This window comes from Actinomadura verrucosospora (assembly GCF_039540335.1).
GTDB classification, from domain to species: Bacteria; Actinomycetota; Actinomycetes; order Streptosporangiales; family Streptosporangiaceae; genus Spirillospora; species Spirillospora verrucosospora.
In genome coordinates this window covers 36,858-57,782 of the sequence record NZ_BAABEV010000025.1, presented here as the reverse complement: position 1 = coordinate 57,782, position 20,925 = coordinate 36,858, and the positions used below count along the sequence as shown (strand labels likewise).

18 protein-coding genes and 1 pseudogene are annotated in these 20,925 nt (G+C 73.1%); 5 read left to right on the top strand and 14 right to left on the bottom strand.

Annotated elements, in window-relative coordinates; translation table 11 throughout:
- Nucleotides 1-3: 3 nt before the first annotated feature.
- Entirely contained in the window at nt 4-834 is an 831-nt protein-coding gene (locus tag ABD944_RS25080) for an alpha/beta fold hydrolase (protein WP_345180383.1), read from the bottom strand.
- 25 nt (nt 835-859) lie between these two features.
- Nucleotides 860-1,408, bottom strand: a complete 549-nt coding sequence (gene sigE, locus ABD944_RS25075) for an RNA polymerase sigma factor SigE (protein WP_345180381.1) — start codon at nt 1,406-1,408, stop codon at nt 860-862.
- Nucleotides 1,409-1,627: 219 nt separating this feature from the next.
- On the opposite strand from sigE, the gene ABD944_RS25070 reads away from it, so the two are divergent.
- Both ABD944_RS25070 and ABD944_RS25065 read left to right on the top strand, forming a co-directional pair.
- The gene (locus ABD944_RS25070) at nt 1,628-3,202 is read left to right on the top strand and encodes an acyl-CoA synthetase (RefSeq protein WP_345180379.1); all 1,575 of its coding nucleotides are present in this window, start codon (nt 1,628-1,630) and stop codon (nt 3,200-3,202) included.
- Nucleotides 3,203-3,330: 128 nt separating this feature from the next.
- Nucleotides 3,331-4,977: a serine/threonine-protein kinase gene (locus ABD944_RS25065; RefSeq protein WP_345180378.1), complete on the top strand. Its 1,647-nt coding sequence runs from the start codon at nt 3,331-3,333 to the stop codon at nt 4,975-4,977.
- 24 nt (nt 4,978-5,001) lie between these two features.
- Here the strand turns inward: ABD944_RS25065 and rho are convergent.
- Nucleotides 5,002-6,069 (bottom strand): annotated as a pseudogene (gene rho / locus ABD944_RS25060) (transcription termination factor Rho); the annotation flags it as partial.
- A 666-nt stretch (nt 6,070-6,735) separates the two neighbouring features.
- Between rho and ABD944_RS25055 the strand changes: the two are divergent.
- Nucleotides 6,736-7,509 (top strand): enoyl-CoA hydratase/isomerase family protein, encoded by a 774-nt coding sequence (locus ABD944_RS25055; protein ID WP_345180377.1) that lies wholly within the window; start codon nt 6,736-6,738, stop codon nt 7,507-7,509.
- Nucleotides 7,510-7,526: 17 nt separating this feature from the next.
- Here ABD944_RS25055 and ABD944_RS25050 read toward each other — a convergent pair whose 3' ends face one another.
- The 4 genes from ABD944_RS25050 to ABD944_RS25035 form a co-directional block, all read right to left on the bottom strand.
- Nucleotides 7,527-8,309: a hypothetical protein gene (locus ABD944_RS25050; protein ID WP_345180376.1), complete on the bottom strand. Its 783-nt coding sequence runs from the start codon at nt 8,307-8,309 to the stop codon at nt 7,527-7,529.
- Nucleotides 8,310-8,373: 64 nt separating this feature from the next.
- On the bottom strand, nt 8,374-9,018 hold the full coding sequence (locus tag ABD944_RS25045; RefSeq protein ID WP_345180374.1) for a response regulator: 645 nt from the start codon (nt 9,016-9,018) through the stop codon (nt 8,374-8,376).
- Nucleotides 8,982-10,280: a sensor histidine kinase gene (locus ABD944_RS25040; protein ID WP_345180371.1), complete on the bottom strand. Its 1,299-nt coding sequence runs from the start codon at nt 10,278-10,280 to the stop codon at nt 8,982-8,984. Before ABD944_RS25040 ends, ABD944_RS25045 begins: the two co-directional genes overlap by 37 nt.
- A 132-nt stretch (nt 10,281-10,412) precedes the next feature.
- The gene (locus tag ABD944_RS25035; RefSeq protein WP_345180369.1) at nt 10,413-11,255 is read right to left on the bottom strand and encodes a polysaccharide deacetylase family protein; all 843 of its coding nucleotides are present in this window, start codon (nt 11,253-11,255) and stop codon (nt 10,413-10,415) included.
- Nucleotides 11,256-11,696: 441 nt separating this feature from the next.
- Between ABD944_RS25035 and ABD944_RS25030 the strand changes: the two genes are divergently transcribed.
- On the top strand, nt 11,697-13,148 hold the full coding sequence (locus ABD944_RS25030) for an MFS transporter (RefSeq protein ID WP_345180366.1): 1,452 nt from the start codon (nt 11,697-11,699) through the stop codon (nt 13,146-13,148).
- Here ABD944_RS25030 and ABD944_RS25025 read toward each other — a convergent pair.
- The 4 genes from ABD944_RS25025 to ABD944_RS25010 all read right to left on the bottom strand — a co-directional run bounded on the left by ABD944_RS25025 (nt 13,094) and on the right by ABD944_RS25010 (nt 18,027).
- Nucleotides 13,094-13,915, bottom strand: a complete 822-nt coding sequence (locus ABD944_RS25025) for a helix-turn-helix transcriptional regulator (protein ID WP_345180363.1) — start codon at nt 13,913-13,915, stop codon at nt 13,094-13,096. The two genes, ABD944_RS25030 and ABD944_RS25025, sit on opposite strands and share 55 nt — an antisense overlap.
- Before the next feature lie 79 nt (nt 13,916-13,994).
- Entirely contained in the window at nt 13,995-15,635 is a 1,641-nt protein-coding gene (locus ABD944_RS25020; protein WP_345180361.1) for an AMP-binding protein, read from the bottom strand.
- Nucleotides 15,632-17,314, bottom strand: coding sequence for an AMP-binding protein (locus ABD944_RS25015; protein ID WP_345180359.1), 1,683 nt, complete (start codon nt 17,312-17,314; stop codon nt 15,632-15,634). Before ABD944_RS25015 ends, ABD944_RS25020 begins: the two co-directional genes overlap by 4 nt.
- A 98-nt stretch (nt 17,315-17,412) precedes the next feature.
- Entirely contained in the window at nt 17,413-18,027 is a 615-nt protein-coding gene (locus ABD944_RS25010) for a TetR/AcrR family transcriptional regulator (protein WP_345180357.1), read from the bottom strand.
- Between the two features lie 138 nt (nt 18,028-18,165).
- On the opposite strand from ABD944_RS25010, the gene ABD944_RS25005 reads away from it, so the two are divergent.
- Entirely contained in the window at nt 18,166-18,636 is a 471-nt protein-coding gene (locus tag ABD944_RS25005) for a carboxymuconolactone decarboxylase family protein (RefSeq protein ID WP_345180354.1), read from the top strand.
- A 62-nt stretch (nt 18,637-18,698) separates the two neighbouring features.
- Here the strand turns inward: ABD944_RS25005 and ABD944_RS25000 are convergent, their stop codons facing one another.
- From ABD944_RS25000 to ABD944_RS24990, 3 genes are all read right to left on the bottom strand, one after another.
- Complete coding sequence (locus ABD944_RS25000; RefSeq protein WP_345180350.1) at nt 18,699-19,235, bottom strand: GNAT family N-acetyltransferase; 537 nt, start codon at nt 19,233-19,235, stop codon at nt 18,699-18,701.
- A 145-nt stretch (nt 19,236-19,380) separates the two neighbouring features.
- Nucleotides 19,381-20,079 carry a GNAT family N-acetyltransferase gene (locus ABD944_RS24995; protein WP_345180345.1) on the bottom strand — a complete coding sequence of 233 codons (699 nt, stop codon included), beginning with the start codon at nt 20,077-20,079 and terminating at the stop codon, nt 19,381-19,383.
- Nucleotides 20,080-20,126: 47 nt separating this feature from the next.
- On the bottom strand, nt 20,127-20,894 hold the full coding sequence (locus tag ABD944_RS24990) for a group II truncated hemoglobin (protein ID WP_345180341.1): 768 nt from the start codon (nt 20,892-20,894) through the stop codon (nt 20,127-20,129).
- Between the last annotated feature and the right edge of the window lie 31 nt (nt 20,895-20,925).

Below are 20,925 nucleotides of genomic sequence, written 5' to 3'. Positions count from 1 at the left end.
GGCCTACGACGCGGCGGCCTCGGGACGGGCGCCGCGGAGCGGGTGCGCGCTGCCTTCCAGCAGGACCTTCGCCACGAGGGCGGGGTCGTCGGCCATGGGGACGTGGCCGCAGCCCTCCAGCCAGACGAAGCGGGCGTCGGGGAGGCGGCGCTGAGCGCGGATGGCCTGGCTGCGCAGGAGCAGGCGGTCCTTCGTGCCCCAGGCGATGGTCACGGGGACGTCGGCGCAGGAGCCGAGGAACCGGGTGGTGCGGCCCGCGCGGAGGGTGGGCTCGAAGCCCGGGGCGTCGCGCATGGCGCGGGCGTCCCCCGCGAGGGTCTCGACGTCCATCAGGTCGGGACGGCCGTAGATCATGCCGAACATGAGCGTGCGGCGGCGCGGTGAGCGGGCCAGCCGGGTGAGGAACGTCTCGGGGACGCGGGCGCCGAGCCGCGACGCGCGCAGCACCGACATGCCGTAGCGGAACTCCAGGTTGTTGAAGAAGCCGGCGGGGGACAGCGCGGTCGCCGAGCTGGCGAGGCCGCGGTCGGCGGCTTCGAGGGCGAACAGGCCGCCGAGGGAGTTGCCCGCGATGTGCGGGCGGTCCAGGCCGAGGGCGGCGAAGGCGTCCGCGAGCGCGGAGACGGCCGTGTCCAGCGTGTAGGGGGCGCCGTCGGGCAGCGGCGGGGAGTCGCCGAACCCGGGCAGGTCGACCGCGACGACCTCGCGTTCGGCGGCGAGCAGGTCCATGACGGGGGCCCACCCCTGGCGGCGGTGGCCGATGCCGTGCAGCAGGACGAGGGGCGGCCCCTCGCCGCGGCGCTCGAAAGCGATGTTCACCCGCGCGTTGTCCACGGGCGAAGGGTAGGCCGGAAGTTACTCAGCGGTCACTAGTGATGCTCGTCACTGCGCACTCGGCGGGACGGCGGTGCTCCAGCGCGGCGCGCAGCTGCGCGCGGCCCCGGTGGATGCGGGATCGGACGGTGCCGAGCTTGACGTTCAGCGACGCGGCGATCTCCTCGTACGACAGGCCCTCGATGTCGCACAGGACGACGGCGGCGCGGTACTCCGGGGCGAGGCCGTCCAGCGCCTTCTGGATGTCGTGGTCGAGGTGCCGCTCGTCGTAGGCCTGCGCGGGGCCCGGCTCGCGGCCCTGCAGGCGCTCGGCGGCGTCGTCGCCGAGGGAGTCGAACCGGATGCGCTGCTTGCGGCGGGCGCGGTCGAGGAACAGGTTCGTCGTGATCCGGTGCAGCCAGCCCTCGAACGTGCCGGGACTGTAGGAGGACAGGGAGCGGAAGACCCGGATGAAGACGTCCTGGGTGAGGTCCTCGGCGTCGTGGCGGTTGCCCGTCAGCCGGTACGCCAGCCGGAACACCCGGGTCGAGTGCTCGCTGACGATCTCCTCCCACGTCGGAGGGGTCCACGCCATCGCACCTGCGCTCACCACTACCCCCGTCTGATATTCAATCGTTACGACCAAGCATGCCGGTACCCAGATAAGAGCCGTGTAAGAACCTTGAGCGTGGCCGGATCAGGCACGTGAGATGTGACTCATCTCATTGGACTGGATGTCGACAAGGATTGAGTCGGCGCCGGTCCGCATGGAGGATCGGGGGCAGTCCCCCACCCCGAAACGCGAGGACGTGGCATGGCGCGAAGCTACAACCTGGCCGACCTGCTCGAGATCCTGGCCGCGGCGGGGCCGGACCGCCCCGCCCTGGTGGCGGGCGCCGAGCGGCGGACGTACCGGCAGCTCAGCGAGCGGGCGAGCCGCGTCGGGCACCATCTCGCCGAGGCCGGGGTGCGGCCGGGCGAGCACGTGGCGATCCTCGCCTACAACCGGGCCGAGTGGATCGAGGCGATGCTCGGCGCGTTCAAGATCCGCGCCGTGCCGATCCCGGTGAACTTCCGCTACGTCGCCGCCGAGCTGCGCCACGTCCTCGCCGACTCCGACTCGGTGGCGCTCGTCGGGGAGCGTTCGCTGCTGGCGAGGGTGGAGGAGATCCGCGGCGAGCTGCCGGCGCTGCGGCACGTCGTCGTGCTGGAGGACGGTTCCGCGGCCGAGATCCCCGGCGCGGTCGAGTACGAGAAGGCGCTCGCGGGCGCCGCCCCGGACGACGACTTCCCCGAGCGCTCCAGCGACGACCGCTACATCATGTACACGGGCGGGACGACGGGCTATCCGAAGGGCGTCGAGTGGCGCTGCGAGGACATCTTCTTCGGCGCGCTCGGCGGCGGGAACGTCCTCGGCGACCCCATCGGCAGCCCCGAGGAGCTGGCCGCCAACGCCGACCAGCCCGCCATGGCCGTGCTCGACTGCGCGCCCGTCATGCACGGCGCGGGCCAGTGGGTCGCGTTCATGGGTTTGTTCAGCGGCGCCAAGGTCGTCCTTTACACCGACCACGCGTTCGACGCCGACAGGGCCCTGAGGCTGCTCGCCGAGGAGCAGGCGAACGTGATGATGCTGGTCGGCGACGTCATGGCGCGCCCGGTCGCGAAGGCGCTCGCCTCCGGCGACCACGACACGTCCTCGCTGATGGCGATCGCGTCCGGCGGCGCGCCGCTGACCGAGGGGGCGAAGGCCGCCCTGCTGGAGTACCTGCCGAACATCATGTTCCTCGACAACTACGGCGCGTCGGAGACCGGCGCCTGCGGCCCGTCCGTCGGGGCCAAGGAGGGGACGGCCCGGTTCATGATGAAGCCCGGCATCACCGTCCTCGACGACGACCTGAACGTCGTGCGGCCCGGTGAGATCGGCAGGCTGGCCCGGAGCGGCCACATCCCGCTCGGCTACTACAACGACCCCGCGAAGACAGCGTCGACGTTCTTCACCGCCGCGGACGGGACGCGCTGGTCGGTCCCCGGCGACTTCGCGAGCCTGGAGGAGGACGGGACGATCACGCTGCTCGGCCGCGGCTCCCTCGTGATCAACACGGGCGGGGAGAAGGTGTACCCGGAGGAGGTCGAGGTCGCGCTCAAGGACCACCCGGCCGTGGAGGACGCGGTCGTCGTGGGCCTGCCGGACGAGCGGTTCGGGCAGCGCGTCGCCGCCGTCGTCGCCCCGCGTCCCGGCGCGACGGTGACCCTTGAGGATCTGACCGAGTACTGCCGCGAACGTCTCGCGGGTTACAAGCTTCCGCGGCAGATGACCCTGGTCGACGAGGTACAGCGAACCGCCGTCGGGAAGTCCGATTACAAGTGGGCCAAGAGCGTGCTCGCGTAGAGTCTTGGTAAAGCCACCGTGTGTGGGTTATACCACGCGCGGCCGCACTTTCCCCGGCGAACGCCAGTCAAGAATCAATTGATGCCGAGGGAGCGTGCCTTGGGCGCGTTCCGGCGAATAACCGCCCCATGAGTGGGGATCGGCTGATACCGCTCGCGCGCCGGTATCGCCTGCTCTCTGTCGTCGGCAGAGGCGGCATGGGCACCGTCTGGCGGGCGTACGACGAGATGCTCGACCGGGACGTCGCGGTCAAGGAGGTCCACCTCCCCCCGCGCATCACCGAGAGCGAGCGCAGGGTGATGTGCAGGCGCCTGTTCTCCGAGGCCCGCGCGACCGCCGCCCTGCGCCATCCCGGCGTGGTCGCCGTGCACGACCTCATCATCGAGGACGGCCGCCCCTGGATCGTCATGGAGTTCCTGGAGTCGTGCTCCCTGCACAGGCTGGTCACGGAGGACGGCCCGCTCGGCGTGCGCCGGACGGCGGAGATCGGCGCGGCCGTCCTGTCGGTGCTCCGCGCGTCGCACTCGGCGGGCATCCTGCACCGCGACGTCAAGCCCAGCAACGTCCTGCTGTGCGACGACGGAAGGGTCCTGCTCAGCGACTTCGGCCTCGCCGTCCACACCGGCAAGGGCCCGCAGCCGGCCGACACCCTGCTCGCCGGGATCGAGGGCTCTCCCGCGTACCTCCCGCCGGAGCGGGTGAACGGCCTGCCGAGCGTGGAGGCGTCCGACCTGTGGTCGCTCGGCGCGACGCTCTACACGGCGGTCGAGGGCTTTTCGCCTTTCCTGCGCTGCCATGCGCTCGCGTCGATGGTGGCGGTTCTCCTGGGCGACTATGCGCGCCCCGTCCGGGCCGGTCCGCTGGGTTCGGTCATCGAAGGGCTGCTGCGGCAGCGGCCGGAGGACAGATTGACGGCCGAGGCCACCGCGGAAATGCTGCAAAGGGTCATCGGAACGGTTCCGGAACCCGGTTTCACCCGCGCGCCGGTGCCGCATCCCCGCCGTTTCTCCGCGCACCGCACCGTTCTGGGGCGCCGGGTGCCGTGGGCGCTCAGCGGCGCCTGGGTGTCGCGGGACGCGCCGAGGGCGCCGGTACCGCGCGGGCCGCGGGTCCCGTGGACGCTGCGCGGCGGGAGGCCGCCGGGCGACCCGTCCGGCAAGCCGCCGTGCGGTTCGCGGCAGGCGGGGTGGCGGGTCCCGGCGCTGCCGTCGCGGCGGCCGCGGCCCGGGACGGTCGTCAGCGTGGCGCTGCTCGCGGCGCTCGCGGCCGGGGCGGGGACCTGGACGGCCCGGTGGACGTCGATCGGCAAGGGCGACGCGGTCGCGCTGCGCCCGGCGGCGGGCGTGTCGGTGAAGACGGCGAAGTATCACGAGGCGGGCGCCTACTCGGTGCGGGTGCCCGCGGGCTGGCAGGCGGAGCGGCGCGGCAGCGTGATGACCTGGAAGGACGTCGGCACGGGACGGGGGCTGCGCATCGCCCCGGCGCCCGGCGACCCGCTGACCGGGCTGCGCTCCGAGGAGCGCGGCGCCGTGGCGGGGCACCGCTATCCCGGCTACCAGCGGCTGCGGCTGGAACCGGTGCCCGAGGTCATCGACGGCGCCGCCGAATGGGAGTTCACCTGGCGGGACGGTGTGCACGACGCCGTCCGGCACGTGCTGTGCGGTCGCGCGGCCGGGTACGAGTTCTGCTTCCATGCGCCCGACCCGGAGTGGACGCCGGGCCAGCGCCTCTACGACAGGATCCTCAGTTCGTTCAGGCCGGAGAGCGGCGGCTGAGCCCCGGCCGGATCGCGGGGCCGGTCAGGTCGTGTGCTGGAGGCGCAGGAGGAACTCGGCGTTGGAGGAGGTGCCCTTCATCTTCTCCAGGAGCTGCTCGATGGCCGACTGCTTGTCCAGGCCCTGGAGGGCGCGGCGCAGGCGCCAGGAGAGGGCGAGCTCCTCGGGGGACATGAGCAGCTCGTCGCGGCGCGTCCCGGACGCCTCGATGTCGACGGCGGGGAACACGCGGCGGTCGGCGAGGCCCCGGTCGAGCTTCAGCTCCATGTTGCCGGTGCCCTTGTACTCCTCGAAGAAGACGTCGTCCATGCGGGACCCCGTCTCCACCAGGGCGGTGGCGAGGATGGTGAGCGAGCCGCCGTTCTCGATGTTGCGGGCGGCGCCGAAGAACTTCTTCGGCGGGTAGATCGCGGTCGTCGCGACGCCGCCGGCGAGGATGCGGCTGCTGGAGGGCGCCGCGAGGTTGTAGGCGCGGCCGAGCCGGGTGATCGAGTCGAGCAGCATCACGACGTCGTGGCCCTGCTCGACGAGGCGCTTGGCCCGCTCCACGGCGAGCTCGGCGAGCGCGGTGTGGTCGCGCGCGGGACGGTCGAAGGTCGAGTGGATCACCTCGCCGCGCACGGTCCGCTGCAGGTCGGTGACCTCCTCGGGCCGCTCGTCGATGAGCACGACCATGAGGTGGACCTCGGGGTTGTTCTCCGCGATGGCGTTCGCGACGGACTGCAGCACCATCGTCTTGCCGACCTTCGGCGGCGACACGATGAGCCCGCGCTGCCCCTTGCCGATCGGCGCGACCAGGTCGATGACGCGGGTCGCGAGGGGGCCGGTGTCGAGGCGCAGCCGCTCCTCGGGGAACAGCGGGGTGAGGGCGCCGAACTCGGGCCGGTTCGCCGCCTCCGCGACCGGAAGGCCGTTCACCGTCTCGACGCGGACGAGGGTGGGGGAGTCGCCCCGGCCCTGCTTGGGCGCCTTGGCGAAACCGGCGACCACGTCGCCGGGACGCAGGTGGTGGGCCCTGACCTGGGCGAGGGAGACGTGCACGTCCTCCGGGCCGGCGAGGTAGCCGGACGTGCGGACGAACGCGTGCTTGTCCTGGAGGGACAGCAGGCCGTGGAAGGGGACGGTCGGGCCGTCGTCGGCCGGGCGCCGGGGCTGCCGGCCGTCCTTGCGGGCGCTCTGCGCGGACACGGCGTGCGCGCCGCGTGCGGGGGCCTTGCGGCCTGCCGCGGGTTCTGATTCGAGTGTGGGGGCGGACATACAAGTCCCTTCTCAGGCGGGCGCGCGGCGGGCGGCGCCGCCCGGAGTCGAAGTCCGCGTACGGCGGCGGAACCCGCGGCGCGTACGCGAGAGGAATGCGAAGGATGCAGCTCGGTCCACCGGGCTGACGTCGGCTCCCTTGTGCGGTGGCCCCGCACGCCGTGTGCGCGCCGGGCCGAAACTCACCGGGCGCTCAGATGGCCCGGGCGGGGAAGAGACGTCCTCGACGTGAGTCGTGTGAATCCAAGGACGTTGCCTCGACAGTACAGCAATCGAGGGCGTTTTCGCATTCCCCGATTTCGGTGGCGGCTTTCACGCGGAGGTCCCCCTGCGTCCGTCCGGCGCCGCGGCGTCCCCCGGCCGCGGCCCCGGTGCTCATGCTGACGATGGTTATGACTACCGGAGGGGCCTCCAGGTTCCGACGGCCCGACGGCCCTCCCGCGGCGGGCGCCGGGTTCTGGGCGAATACGATGAGCCGCGCTGCGCGGGCGAGGGAGGACGATGGGCGAGGGGCTGCGGTTCGAGGCGGCCGGAGGCGTCGGGACGATCACGATCGACCGGCCGGCCAAGCGGAACGCCATGTCGGCGGAGATGTGGCGGGCGCTGCCCGGCATCCTGGACGGTCTCGCCGCCGACCCGGACGTCCGGGTCGTGGTGCTGACGGGGGCGGGCGGGAACTTCTGCGCGGGCGCCGACATCTCCGAGCTGGACGACATCCACCGCGACGACGACTCGCACCTGTCGACGGTCGCCGAGCGGGCCCTGGCCGCGTTCGGCAAGCCGACGCTCGCCGCGATCGAGGGGTACTGCGTCGGCGGCGGCTGCCAGCTCGCGGCCGCCTGCGACCTGCGGTTCGCGGCGGACGACGCGCGCTTCGGGATCACGCCGGCCCGGCTCGGCATCGTCTACCCGGCCGCCGCGACGGCGCGGCTGGTCGGGCTGGTGGGGCCGTCGGCGGCGAAGTACCTGCTCTTCTCCGCCGACCTGGTCGGCGCCGCGCACGCGCTGCGCATCGGGCTGCTGGACGAGGTGGTCCCCGCGGGCGGCCTGCACGACCGCGTCGCCGCGTTCACCGAGACGCTCGCGTCCCGTTCCCTGCTCACGCAGCGGGCGACCAAGGACATCGTGGACGCCATCGTCGCCGCGGGCCCGGTCGAGGAGAAGGCGCGGCGGTGGCTCGCCGAGGTCGCCGCGAGCGGGGAGGTCGAGGAGGGCATCGCCGCGTTCCTCGAACGCCGGGCGCCCGAATTCCCCTGGAAGGCTCCCCTGCGGTAGCGGCCGCGCGGCGGCGGTCAGGCGTTGAGCGCGGGCCAGGCGGACACGTCGCAGAACCGGCCTTCGGGGAGGCGGTGGAGGCGCCGGGCGGCGGCGTCCGGGTCGTCGAGCAGGCCGGCGGCGTCGGGGCGGCGCAGCTCGGCGAGCGGCAGCACCCCGCACACCAGCGACTCCGGCGTCCGGGCCATGAGGAGCGGCCCGATCCGCGCGCCGCCCCGGTCGGCGTCGCGCAGCGCGCCCAGCAGGGCCCGAGCCGGGTCGGCGGAGTCCACGCGGTGCTCGCGCAGCGCCGCCACGAGATCGATGAAGTCGCGTTCCAGGCCGCGCGGGCTGCGTCCGGACAGGTAGTAGCGGTCCCCGTCGGTCAGCTCGACGCGCAGCCCGTGGTGCTCGGCGAACCGCTCGAAGGGACCGGACGACGCCGGGCGCGCCTCGGCCGGCGCGACGGCGAGGGACCCGGTGACCAGGTCGGCGGGGTCGGCGCCGAGGGACGCGGCGGCGGCCTGGTCGAGGCGCCGGGCGAGGTGCCCGCGCAGCTCGGCCATCTCGGCGGCCAGCCGCTCCACGGCCGCGCGCTGCTCCTCGGCGGCCTCCCGCTGCTCCTTCAGCCGGCCGCTCACGTCCGGCACCAGCCGGTCGTTGATCTGGGCGACCAGCGACCTGATCCGGGCGTCGGCGTCGCGCAGCTGCGTGCGGATGTCGGCGATCTCGGGCGCGCCCGGCGTCCGCCCGCGCTCGAACGCCAGCCACAGCTCCCGCCCGGCGATCGCCAGGCACAGCAGAACGAGAATCACGGTCATCGCGCCCTCCCCGGGCCTGCTCGCGGGGCAGACTACGCCACCGCCGCGCCCGGCGGCGGGCGGCTCAGCGGTTGAGGTAGGCCAGGACGGCGAGCACGCGGCGGTTGTCGTCGCCGGTCACGGGCAGGTCGAGCTTGGCGAAGATGTTCGCGGTGTGCTTGGTCACCGCGCGCTCGGTGACGACGAGCCGCTCCGCGATCGCCGCGTTGGAGCGTCCCTGCGCCATCAGCTCCAGGACCTCGGTCTCGCGCGGGGTGAGACGGCCGAGCGGGGTGTCGCGGGTCCCCCGGGCCACGAGCCGGGAGATGACCTCGGGGTCCATGGCGGTGCCGCCCGCGGCGACCCGGCGGACCGCGTCGACGAACTGCGCCGCGTCGAACACCCGGTCCTTGAGCAGGTAGCCGATCGCGCCGGTGCCGTCGGCGAGCAGCTCGCGGGCGTAGAGCTGCTCGACGTACTGCGACAGCACGAGGACGGGCAGCCCCGGGATCTGCCGCCGCGCCTCCAGCGCCGCCTGGAGGCCCTCGTCGGTGAAGGACGGGGGCAGGCGCACGTCGACCACCGCCACGTCCGGGCGGTGGTCGAGCAGTGCCTTCAGCAGGGACGGGCCGTTGTCGACGGCCGCCGCGATCTCGAAGTCGTGCGACTCCAGGAGGCTGACGAGGCCCTCCCTCAGGAGGGCGAGATCTTCGGCGAGGACAACGCGCACGGCAGCTCCATGGTCACGATCGTCGGGCCGCCCACGGGCGAGCTGAGGGCGAGGACGCCGTCGAATGTACCGATCCGCCGCTCGATCCCGCGCAGCCCGGAGCCGCCCTCCAGGGTCGCGCCGCCGCGGCCGTCGTCGGTGACGGTGATCCGCAGCATGCCGTTCTCGTGCCGCATGTCGATCCAGACGCGGGAGGCGCCGGAGTGCTTGGCCGCGTTGGTGAGGATCTCCGACACCGCGAAGTAGGCGGCGGACTCGACCGGCGGCTCGGGCCGCGCCGGCAGGTCGGCGGACACCTCGACGTCCAGCGGGTGGTCGAGCGCGAGGGCCCGGACCGCGTCGGCGACGCCGCGGTCGGCGAGCACCGGCGGGTGGATGCCGCGGACGAGGTCGCGCAGCTCGTGCAGCGCCTTGGCCGAGGACGCGCGGGTCTCGGCGAGCAGGATGCGGGCCTTCTCCGGGTCCCGGTCGAGCAGGTGCTCGATCGCGCCGAGGCTCATCCCCATCGCCACGAGCCGGGCCTGCGCGCCGTCGTGCAGGTCGCGCTCGATGCGGCGCAGCTCGGCGGCGGAGGCGTCCACGGCCTCCGACCGGGTCTCGGTGAGGTGCTGGACGCGCAGCGCCAGCTCCGACTTGCGCGTCGGGCCGAGGATGGCGCGGCCCCAGTGCCCGTAGGCGCTCAGCATCTTCGGGCCGATGGCGTAGCCGAGGGCGATGCACGCGGTGGCGACGGCCACCGTGGACAGGACCCGGCCGGTGTCGCGGCCGTACCCCTCGGTGACGTGGACGTAGGCGTACCAGTCGCTGCCGCCGTAGTGCCCGATCATCTCGCCGGCGAAGGCGGCGAGCACGTACCCCCACACCCCGTACAGGATCAGCAGGCCGGGCAGCGCCGCGGTGAACACCGAGACGATCGGGTCGGTGAGGGTCCACAGGTAGTCGCGCCAGGTGGCCGGATCGCTGACCAGCGCGACGAACCGCTTGAACATGCCGTGGACTCCGGGCTCGCGCTCCGGCTCGGGCAGGTACGGCCGCGCGATCCGGACCTCGGTCCACCGGTTGATGCGGACCCGGTAGGCGTCGAGCCGCTCGCGGAGCAGCATCGTCGAGGACGGGAAGAGCAGCACCCCGACGAAACTCGTGATCATCGAGACCACCGTGATGAACCACAGGCCGGCGAGCGTCGCGGGGATGCCGAGCAGCCAGAGGGCCAGCCCCCGCCAGGGCGCCCTCACATGCCGTTGCAGCCGTGTCTCTTCCACCAGTCCACCGTTCACCGGATCCTCCGCAGGTCGCTTGCCGTCTGGAGTCCAGTCTTCTGGCGGCGCCCTTGCAGCACAGTGTGCCCGCACCCCGAGCGTGGGGTGTACCTGAGTACACCCGGAGACCGAAGGTCAGAGCGCCACGAAGGTCAGGCCGCGCTTCTTCATCTTCGGGATGACGGTCTCCAGGGCCTTGAGGGTCTGGGAGCGGTCGCCGCCCCCGTCATGGCACAGCATGATGTTGCCGGCCTTGCCCTTCATGAGGGTGCGGCGGATGTGGCCCACTCCGGGACGGGCCCAGTCGCGCGGGTCGACGGCCCAGTCGATCGGCAGCATGTCGTGCTCGGCCACCGTCTCCAGGATCGTCTTCGTCCACGCGCCGCCGGGGGAGCGGAAGAACTGGGGCACGACGCCGGTCACGTCGGCGATCCGCTCGTGCGCCTCGACGATCTCCTTGCGGACCCGCTTCTTCGACATGTTCGCGATGTAGATCGGGTGCGTCTCGGTGTGGTTGCAGATCTGGTGGCCGGCGTCGGCGATGCGGCGGGTGAGCTTGGCGAACTCCTTCACCTGCTCGCCGATGACGAAGAACGTCGCGTGGATCCGGTGCTCGGCCAGCAGGTCGAGCACACGGGGCGTCCACAGGGGGCTCGGGCCGTCGTCGATGGTGAGGGCGATCGACTGGGCGGGCGGCGGTGGCGACAGCTGCGACAGCTCGCGGACGGGGGTCTCCAGCGCGGTGAGCTTCGCGGGCGTCCACGGCGCGGGCCGGGGGGTCGGCGTCGGCGTCGGGGTGGGCGTCGGGGTCGGATGGATGACCGGTCTCGCGCGGGGGGCGGGCACGGCCCACCCGGGCTCCCCCGACCCGTGCGGAGGACCCGCGCCGTCCGCGCCGAGCGCGGCGAGACCCGCGGCCGCCCCCATCAGCCAGAGTGCTTTGCGGCGGGATGTCCAACCTGAGTCCTCAACCTCCACAAGTCCCACGCTATCGGGGTTTTGGGCGGGTAGGAGGCCGCTATGGGATCACAATCGACTCACCTGAGTGGTCCGATTTCGGGCGTGAGCGCTGCGCCGCAGGTCGGGCCACTGACGGCGGCCCGGTGGCCGGCGGCGACGATCGTGTCGGCGGAGGTGTTACCGTCGTCAGTGCGAATCGGGGGCCGGACGTCCCCGCCCGGAAACGAGGCGGGACGGCCGAGCGATCACGGCCCGGCGCAGCCGGCGTGCGGTGACCGTTTTACCAGGCAGTGCGCCGCGGGGGCCGATCTGTACTGGACGACGCCCACGCCGCTGACCCCGTCGCCGGGCCCGATCCGACGAAGACCGCGCGGCCCCGCGGTGTTCACCGGCCCCCCGTGAAGGCCCCGCCGGCCCGCCGCACCGCAACCCGGTGGCGGCGGCCGGGGTTGTGCTCGCATGCCCTCGACACCCCCGCCCACGACGGGCGAGACCTCCCGCACCGGTCCCCGGCGGCCCGCGCTCATGCTCGCGGTGCTGCTCGCCGGGCAGTTCATGGTCAATGTCGACACCGCGGTCGTGAACGTCGCGGGCCCGTCCATCAGGGCGGATCTGCGGCCCTCCGGCGGCGCCCTCGGACTGGTCGTCTCCGGCTACACGCTCGCCTACGCCGTCCTGCTGGTGACCGGCGCGCGGCTCGGGCAGGCGCGCGGCCACCGGCGGATGTTCCTGCTCGGGCTCGGCGCGTTCACGGCGGCCTCGCTCGCGTGCGGGCTGGCCCCCTCCACCGGCGTGCTGGTCGCCGCGCGCCTGGCGCAGGGGGCGGCCGGGGCGCTGATGGTGCCGCAGGTCCTCTCGGGCATCCAGCTCCACTTCACCGGCCCGGCGCGGGCGCGGGCGCAGGGGCTGCTCGCGGTGGCGCTGTCCGGCGGCGCGGTCGCGGGCCAGGTGCTCGGCGGCGTGCTGGTCTCGGCCGACGTGGGCGGGCTCGGCTGGCGCCCGGTCTTCCTGGTCAACGTGCCGGCCGGGGTCGTGCTGCTCGCGGTCGGCGCGCGGCTGCTGCCGGCGGACGCGGGCGGACGCGGTGCGCGCCTCGACCTGGCCGGGGCCGCCCTGCTGTCCACGGCGGCACTGCTGGCGGTCGTCCCGCTGCTGTTCGGGCGCGAGGCGGGCTGGCCGCCGTGGACGTGGGCGTCGCTCGCGGCCTGCGTGCCGGTGGCCGCCCTGTTCGTCAGGCGGCAGCGGCGCGCCGCGTCCCCGCTGCTCGCCCTCGGCGTGCTCGGCCGCCCGGTGGTGGCGTGGACGCTCGGCGCCCTCGGCATGGCCACCGGCACCTTCTACGCGATGATGTTCGTCCTCGCCCTGTACCTGCAGGACGGTCTGGGCCGCAGCGCCCTGTTCTCCGGCCTGGCGCTCGTGCCCTGGGTCGCCGCGTTCGGGATCGCCGGGGCGCTCGTGCCGCGCCTCCCCGCCCGCGTGGCCGCCCGCGCGCCAGTCGCCGGGTACCTGCTGCTCGCGTCGGCGTACGCGGTGGCGGGGCTGACCCGCCCGGACGGGGCGGCGCTGGCCGTTCTTCTCGGGTTCGGTGGGCTCGGCCTCGGCCTCGGGTTCGCGCCGCAGCTCGGACGGCTGACGGCGCACGTCCCGGACCGGTACGCGGCCGACCTCAGCGGCCTGGTCAACATGAACTTCCAGCTCGCGGGCGTCGCGGGTGTCGCCGTCTTCGGGACCCTGTACCTCGGCTTCCCCGGCGGGCACGGCCCGGCGTTCACCGCCGTGATGCTCGGCTTCGGCGGGACGGCGCTCGCCGCGGCCGCCGCCTCGTTCGCGGGGCGCCGGGCGGCGAGGCGCGAGGATCAGGGGAGCAGCCCGGCGCGGCGGGCGGCGGTCACTGCCTCCAGCCGGGTGTGACTGTCGAGCTTGCGCATCGCCGACCGCAGGTAGCTCTTCACCGTCTCCGGCAGCAGGCCGAGGCGCTCGGCGGCCTCGGCGTTGGTGCAGCCGATCGCGACGTACGACAGGACGTCCAGCTCGCGGGGGGACAGGACGGGGCGCGCCGGGCCGGCCGGCTCGTCCAGCCCGGCCGCCGCCAGGCGCAGCGACGCCTCCCGCAGGCGGTCGCGGGTGGGCAGGTCGCGGACCTGCTCGGCCAGGGCGCGCAGCTCCGCGTGCACGGCCCGGACCTCCTCCCAGCGCGCCGCCGACGTGCCGGGCGGCGTGCGCGCCAGCGCCTCGTCCGCGCGGTCCTGGACGGCGAGGTCCTGTTCGAGGTCGCGGGCCGCCTCCACGGCCGCGCCCACGACGCGGTCGGCCAGCGAGAGCGGCTCCCTCAGCGCGCCGTAGAGGACGCCGCGGACGCGCCGCCGCACGACGATCGGGACCGCGACGATCGACAGCAGCCCCTCGCGCCCGACGGGCCGGTCGTAGTCGTGGCTGATCGACGCCGAGCACGGGTAGTTGCTGACCCACGCGGGACGTCCCATGGCCATCGCCTTGCCGCCGAGCCCGTTGCCCTGCCGCACGACGAGGCCGTTCAGCGACTCGGTCCTGTTACCGACCAGCTCGGTGATCACCAGCCGGTCCTGGCCGCCGAGTGCGCCCCCGAACACCATGGGCAGGCCGGTCGTGCGCTGCAGCGTCAGCACCGCCGACCGGACGGCCCCCACGTCATCGCCCATGCCTTGAGAATGCCCTGCGCGACCCCCGCGACGAAAGTGGCGGAACGGGCGAACCTGGTCGTGCGGCGAGGCGAGACGCCTAGGCGTGCCGGGAGGCGGTGTCCTCAAGGCCGAGGATGTCCACGGCTTCCGCGCGCATCTGCACCTTGCGGATCTTGCCGGTGACCGTCATCGGGAACTCCTCCACCACGTGCACGTAGCGGGGGATCTTGTAGTGGGCGAGCCTGCCCTCGCAGAACGCGCGCAGCTCCCCGGCGGTCAGGCCCGGCACGCCCTCGCGCAGCCGCACCCAGGCCATCAGCTCCTCGCCGTACTTCTCGTCCGGGACGCCGATGACCTGCGCGTCGACGATGTCGGGGTGGGTGTAGAGGAACTCCTCGATCTCGCGCGGGTAGATGTTCTCCCCGCCCCGGATCACCATGTCCTTGATCCGGCCGGTGATGGTGACGTAGCCCTCCTCGTCCATCACCGCGAGGTCGCCGGTGTGCATCCAGCGGGCCGTGTCGACGGCCTCGGCCGTCTTGTCCGGCTCGTCCCAGTAGCCGAGCATCACCGAGTAGCCGCGCGTGCAGAACTCGCCGGGGACGCCGCGCGGGACGGTCACGCCCGTCTCCGGGTCGACCACCTTGATCTCCAGGTGCGGCAGGACGGTGCCGACCGTGGACACGCGGCGCTCCAGCGAGTCGCCCGCGCGGGTCTGCGTGGACACCGGCGACGTCTCGGTCATGCCGTAGCAGATCGCGACCTCGCTCATCCCGAGCCGCTCGATGACCTGCTTCATCACCTCGACCGGGCACGGCGACCCGGCCATGATCCCGGTGCGCAGGCCGGACAGGTCGAGCCCGGCGAGCGACGGCTCGTTCAGGACGGCGATGAACATCGTCGGCACCCCGTACAGCGACGTGCAGCGCTCCGCCGCGACCGCCTCCAGCGTCGCCTTCGGGTCGAACGCCGGCGCGGGGATCACGACGCACGCGCCGTGGCTCGTCGCCGCCAGGTTCCCCATGACCATGCCGAAGCAGTGGTAGAAGGGCACCGGCACGCAGACGCGGTCCTCCTCGTCGTAGCCGCACAGCTCGCCGACGAAGTAGCCGTTGTTCAGGATGTTGTGGTGCGACAGCGTCGCGCCCTTGGGGAACCCCGTCGTCCCGGACGTGTACTGGATGTTGATCGGGTCGTCGGCGGTGAGCATCCGCCCGATCTCGTCGAGGACGCCCGGTTCGCCGGTGCGGCCGGCCTCCATCAGCGCGTCCCACCCGGGCGTGCCGATGAGCACGACGTCGCGCAGGGCCGCGCACCCGGGCCTGACCTGCTCGATCATCGCCGCGTAGTCGGACGTCCTGAACACCGGCACCGCGATCAGCGTCCGGACGCCGGCCTGGTTGAGGACGAACTCCAGCTCGTGCACCCGGTAGGCGGGGTTGATGTTGACGAGGATGGCGCCGAGCTTGGCCGTCGCGTACTGGACGAGCATCCACTCGGCGCAGTTCGGCGCCCAGATGCCGACCCGGTCGCCCTTGACGACGCCGAGGTCGCGGAGGCCGAGCGCGACCGCCTCCACGTCGTCGGAGAACTGCTCGTAGGTCCATCGGCGGCCGGACGCCCGCTCGACGAGCGCGTCGCGCTCCGCGTGCGCCGCGACCGTCCTGTCCAGGTTCGCGCCGATCGTGTCGCCGAGCAGCGGCGTGGCCGAGACGCCCGACGCGTAGGAGAGGCTCATCGCAGGTCCTCCTCCCTGAACTCGCCCGCCGGCCGGTCGTCCCGGCCGGGATGCTTGTCGATCTCGCTGGCCCGCAGCTCGACCCGGCGGATCTTCCCGGAGATCGTCTTCGGCAGCTCGGCGAACTCCAGCAGCCGGATCCGCTTGTAGGGCGACAGCTGCTCCCGGCAGTGCGCGAAGATCGCCTTGGCGGTCTCGGCGTCCGGCGCCCAGCCGCTCGCGAGCGTGACGTAGGCCTTCGGGACGGCCAGGCGCACGGGGTCGGGCGACGGCACGACCGCGGCCTCCGCCACCGCCTCGTGCTCGATCAGCACGCTCTCCAGCTCGAACGGCGAGATCTTGTAGTCGGACGCCTTGAACACGTCGTCGGCGCGCCCGACGTAGGTGATGTACCCGTCCTCGTCGCGGGAGCCGATGTCGCCGGTGTGGTAGTAGCCGCCGGCCATCGCCTCCTCGGTGCGCTCCTCGTCGCCGTGGTAGCCGGTCATCAGCCCGAGCGGGCGGTCCTCCAGGTCGAGGCAGATCTCGCCCTCGTCGCCCGGCTCCCCGGTCAGCGGGTCGATCAGCACCACCTCGTAGCCGGGCACGGGACGCCCCATCGAGCCGGGCTTGACCGGCTGGCCGGGCGTGTTGGCGATCTGGACGGTCGTCTCGGTCTGCCCGAAGCCGTCCCGGATCGTCCGGCCCCACGCCTGCTTCACCCGCTCGATGACCTCGGGGTTCAGCGGCTCCCCGGCCGCGACGACCTCGCGCGGCGGCCGGCCGAGCCGTCCGAGGTCGGACTGGATCAGCATCCGCCACACGGTCGGCGGCGCGCAGAAGCTCGTCACGCCGCAGCGTTCGAGGGTGTCGAGGAGCCGGTCGGGGTCGAACCGGGTGTAGTTGAAGATGAACACGCACGCCTCGGCGTTCCACGGCGCGAAGATGTTGCTCCACGCGTGCTTCGCCCACCCCGGCGACGAGATGTTCAGGTGGACGTCCCCCGGCCGCAGCCCGATCCAGTACATCGTCGACAGGTGCCCGGCCGGGTAGGACGCGTGGGTGTGCTCGACCAGCTTCGGCTTCGCCGTCGTCCCCGACGTGAAGTACAGCAGCAGCGTGTCCCGCGACATCGTCAGCCCGTAGGGGGTGAAGGACTCGCCCTCCTCGTAGGCGTCGGCGTACCGCAGCCAGCCCTCCACCGGCTCGCCCACGGCGATCCGCGTGTACTCGCCCTCGACGCCGTCGAACTTCCCGGTCTCGGACGAGGCGGTCACCACGTGCCGGGCCTTCCCGCGCGTCAGCCGGTCCTGGAGGTCGGCCGTGCCGAGCAGCGGCGTGCACGGGATCATGATCGCGCCGAGCTTCATCGCCGCGAGCACGGTCTCCCACAGCTCCACCTGGTTGCCGAGCATCAGGATGATCCGGTCGCCGCGCCGCACCCCCGCCCGCCGCAGCATGTTCGCGACCTGGTTCGACCGCCGCGCCATCTGCGAGAAGGAGTACCGGGCCTCGGCGCCGTCCTCCTCGACGATCCACAGCGCGGGCGAGTCGTTCCCTTCGGCGATCTTGTCGAACCAGTCCAGCGCCCAGTTGAAACCGGTCAGCACCGGCCAGCGGAACTTCTCGTACGCCGTCGCGTAGTCGTCGCGATGCGCGAGCAGGAAGTCGCGCGCCGCGCGGAACTCGACTGCGGGCATTGTCTTCTCCCTCGTAGCCGCACGGACACCCCGGTCAGAAGGATGGTTGGCCATCCGGGTGACCCACGCCACCCCCGAACGGGGGTAGTGGGGTGGTCTTACCCGCCCGTTACGAAGGTTGAGCGCAGCAACAGCGCCATGTGGTCGCCGATTTGGCCGGGGCTCCAGCCGCGGTCGTCGAGCAGCGTCCCGACCACCCCGTTGGCGACCAGCGCGAGGAGCATGTCGGTGGCGGTGTCCACCGTCCAGCCGGGGGCGAGCACGCCCTCCTCGTCGAGCCGCAGGATCAGCGCGCGGTTCCTGTCGTACCGCCGGCGCATGGCGGCCTCCCAGTGCCGGGCCGCGTCCGGGTCGCTGCCCGCCTCGCGCTCCACCGCCCGCGCCACGGCGAGGACGCGCGCCATGAACTCGGCGTGCCGGCGCGCGAACATCTCCAGCGCGGTCACCGCGTCGGGCGCCTCGCCGACGGCGGCGAACCGCCCTCGCAGGTCCTCGACCTCGTTGACGTGGTCGAACAGCTCGCTGATCAGGTCGGCGCGCGACGCGAAGTGCAGGTAGACGGCCCGCCGCGAGACACCGGCGCGCTCGGCGACGGCCGCCATCGTCGTGGCCGCCATCCCGTGGTCCTCGACGAGCTCGCGCGCCGCCCGCAGCAGCGCCGTCCGGGAACGCCGGCTGCGCGCGTTCCGCGGCTCCTCGATCGCCCTCGTCATGGCCCCCATGTTCCCAGCCGCGCGCCCGATTCCGGCCCGGACCGCCAAGGTGAGCGGAGTCACTCCCGGGAGGCCGTCACAACCCGGGGCACCGCCCCGTCAACCTGACGTCACCCTCCACACGGCAAGGAGATCACTATGAACCCCCGTTTCGACTACTACGGCACCGCCTCCGGCGGAAAGTTCATGAAGCACCTGCTGTCCGCGGCCAAGGTCGTCTCGGGCTCGACGGTGCCCTCCACGACGCTGCACCTGGTGGAGCTGCGCGCCAGTCAGATCAACGGCTGCGGGTTCTGCGTCGACATGCACAGCAAGGACCTCGTCCACGAGGGCGAGTCCTCGGTGCGCCTCAACCTGGTCGCGGCCTGGCGTGAGGCCACCGTCTTCACCGACGCAGAGCGCGCCGCCCTGGAGCTGGCCGAGCAGGGCACCCGCCTCGCGGACGGCGCCGGCGTCTCCGACGAGGTCTGGGAGAACGCGGCCAAGCACTACGACGAGGAGGAGCTCGCCACCCTGGTGTCGCTCATCGCCCTCATCAACACCTGGAACCGGTTGAACGTCATCACCCGGCAGCCCGCCGGTTCCTACGAGCCCGGCCAGTTCGGCTGACCGCCCCGGGCGCGGACGTGCCGCCCGTCCCGCGAGGGAGGGGCGGCACGCGCGGTCCGCCGTCAGGCGGTGCTGTAGGTGGCGAGGGTCTCGCCGGTGCCGGCAAGGCGGAGGCCCGCCTTCTCCAGGACGCGGACCGACGCCGGGTTGGACGGCTCCACGGTCGCGACGACCCTGTCCACGCCGGGCGCGGTCAGGGCGAACGCCACGATGGCGCGGGCGGCCTCGGTGGCGTACCCGCGGCCCCGCCGGGACGGGACGACGCCGTAACCGAACTCGACGGCCCCGTCCGCGGGCGGCCAGAACAGGCCGACGGCGCCGACCACCAGGCCGGTGGAGCGTTCGATGATCAGGCGCTGGCCGTGCTCGCCCAGCGCGGACGGGTTCCCGGCGACGAAGCCGGCGATGGCCCGGTCGCCTTCGGCGGGGAAGTCGTCCGCCCAGTGGGCGAGCCTGTCGCCGGACAGGACGGCGGCGATCTCGCCGGACGTCCACGGCCGCAGGACGAGACGGCCGGTGGTGAGATCCGCGCCGGCCGGGCCCGGCCGGGCCGGGTCGGAGTCGGGCAGGCCTGAAGCGGTCAGGTCGGAAGAGGACACGTGTGGCTCCTGGTCGTTCTGGACGACCGGGCCGCGCTCAGTCGCGGGCGGCCCGGACAAGGGCATGCTGAAGAAGCGCCACGCGGGCCATATTCATCAACCTCCCCTGTCGCAGGAACGCCGCAAAGCGTACTACCCGCGGCGGTCAGGGGACCCGGAAGCCGCGGAAGGTCACGTGCCTCCGTGTCTCGAAGCCGAGTCGTTCGTATAGGGCGATCGCCCGGGTGTTCGCCTCGGCCACGTGCAGGAACGGATGGTCGTTCCGGGCCATGACGCGCGTCGCGAGCGCGTGTATCAGGCGGGCGGCGTGGCCGCGCCCGCGCGCCTCGGGGGCGGTGCTGACGGTGCTGATCTCCGTCCATCCCCGGGGCCGGAGCCGTTCGCCCGCCATGGCCACCAGCACGCCGTTGTCGCGGACGCCGAGATAGGAGCCGAGTTCGCGGGTGCGCGGCCAGAACGGTCCGGGCCGGGTCCGCGCGACGAGGTCGAGCATCTCGGGCACGCTGTCCGCGTCGAGTTCGACGATGCCGGGGTCCTCCGCGCCGGGGCCGGTCTCCCCGCCTCCGGACCAGACCATCTGGAGGCCTTCCAGGACGAAGACCGGCTCCCAGTCCGGCGGCGGGGTCGCGGGGCTGCTGAACATGTCGGCGAGTTCGCCGTGCCCGAGAAGCCGGGCGAGGTCGGCCCATTCCGCGGCGTCCGGGTCGGCGGACACCGTGGAGAAGGTCGAGACCTCCGGCTGGTAGGTGGCGGTCCGGCCGAGCCAGCGGGCGAGGTGCGCGTGGTGACCGCGGAGCGACTCGCGCACGGGATCGTCGAGCGCGGCGTCGTCGCGGTCCGCCATGGTGCAGCACCTCTCCAGGCCGTGCGGGGGATTCGGCGCCCTGGATGCTAGTCGGCGGGGACGTAGGGCGGTGCGACGCCCCAGCCCCAGTGCGGCATGGGGGCTTCGAGGGGCGGCTTCGCGTCCGGCTGGGAGTTGGCGAAGGCGATGCGCGTGCCCCACTCGATGTAGGACGCGAACGCGGCGCGGAACTCCGGGTCGTCCGGGAGGCCGACCTCGTCCGCCGCGTCCATGAGGAGCGAGACCCAGCGGCGCCGCTGCGCCTCGGTGATGGACTTGCCGAGGTGATGGCGCACCATGGCGGCGTAGCCGCCGCGCTCGCGGCTGTAGCGCTCCGGCCCGCGGAAGACCTCGCCGAGCCACGCCGCGACCCACTTCGGGTGGTCGGGCGCCATGTGCTCGAAGAGCGGGCGCAGCAGGTCGTCCTTGAGGACGTTCGTGTAGAAGTGCTCGGTGAGCCGCTCCAGCGCCGCGCTCCCGCCCGCCCAGTCGTACATGGTCGGGACGGACGAGCCGGCGCCGCGCACCGCCGTCCGCTCGTAGTGCCGCATCTCCTCGATTTGCTGGACGTACGGCTTGATCTCGGCGAAGAACGCGGGGAAGTGCTCGCCGCCCCGGAAGCCTCGCATGTGGCCGTCGGCCGACGTCCAGCCGATGCGCAGGATGTAGGACGACGGCGCGTCGACGCACCTGGACAGCTCGTAGTCCACGCACTCGGGGGCTGCGGCGAGGGGGACGGAGGCCCGCGCGTAGGCGGCCTCGAAGTCCTCCGCGTCCTGCGGGTCGATGCGGTAGCGGATGTACTCGACGATCATGGTGCCCCCAGGCTGCTTCCGGTCGGATTAT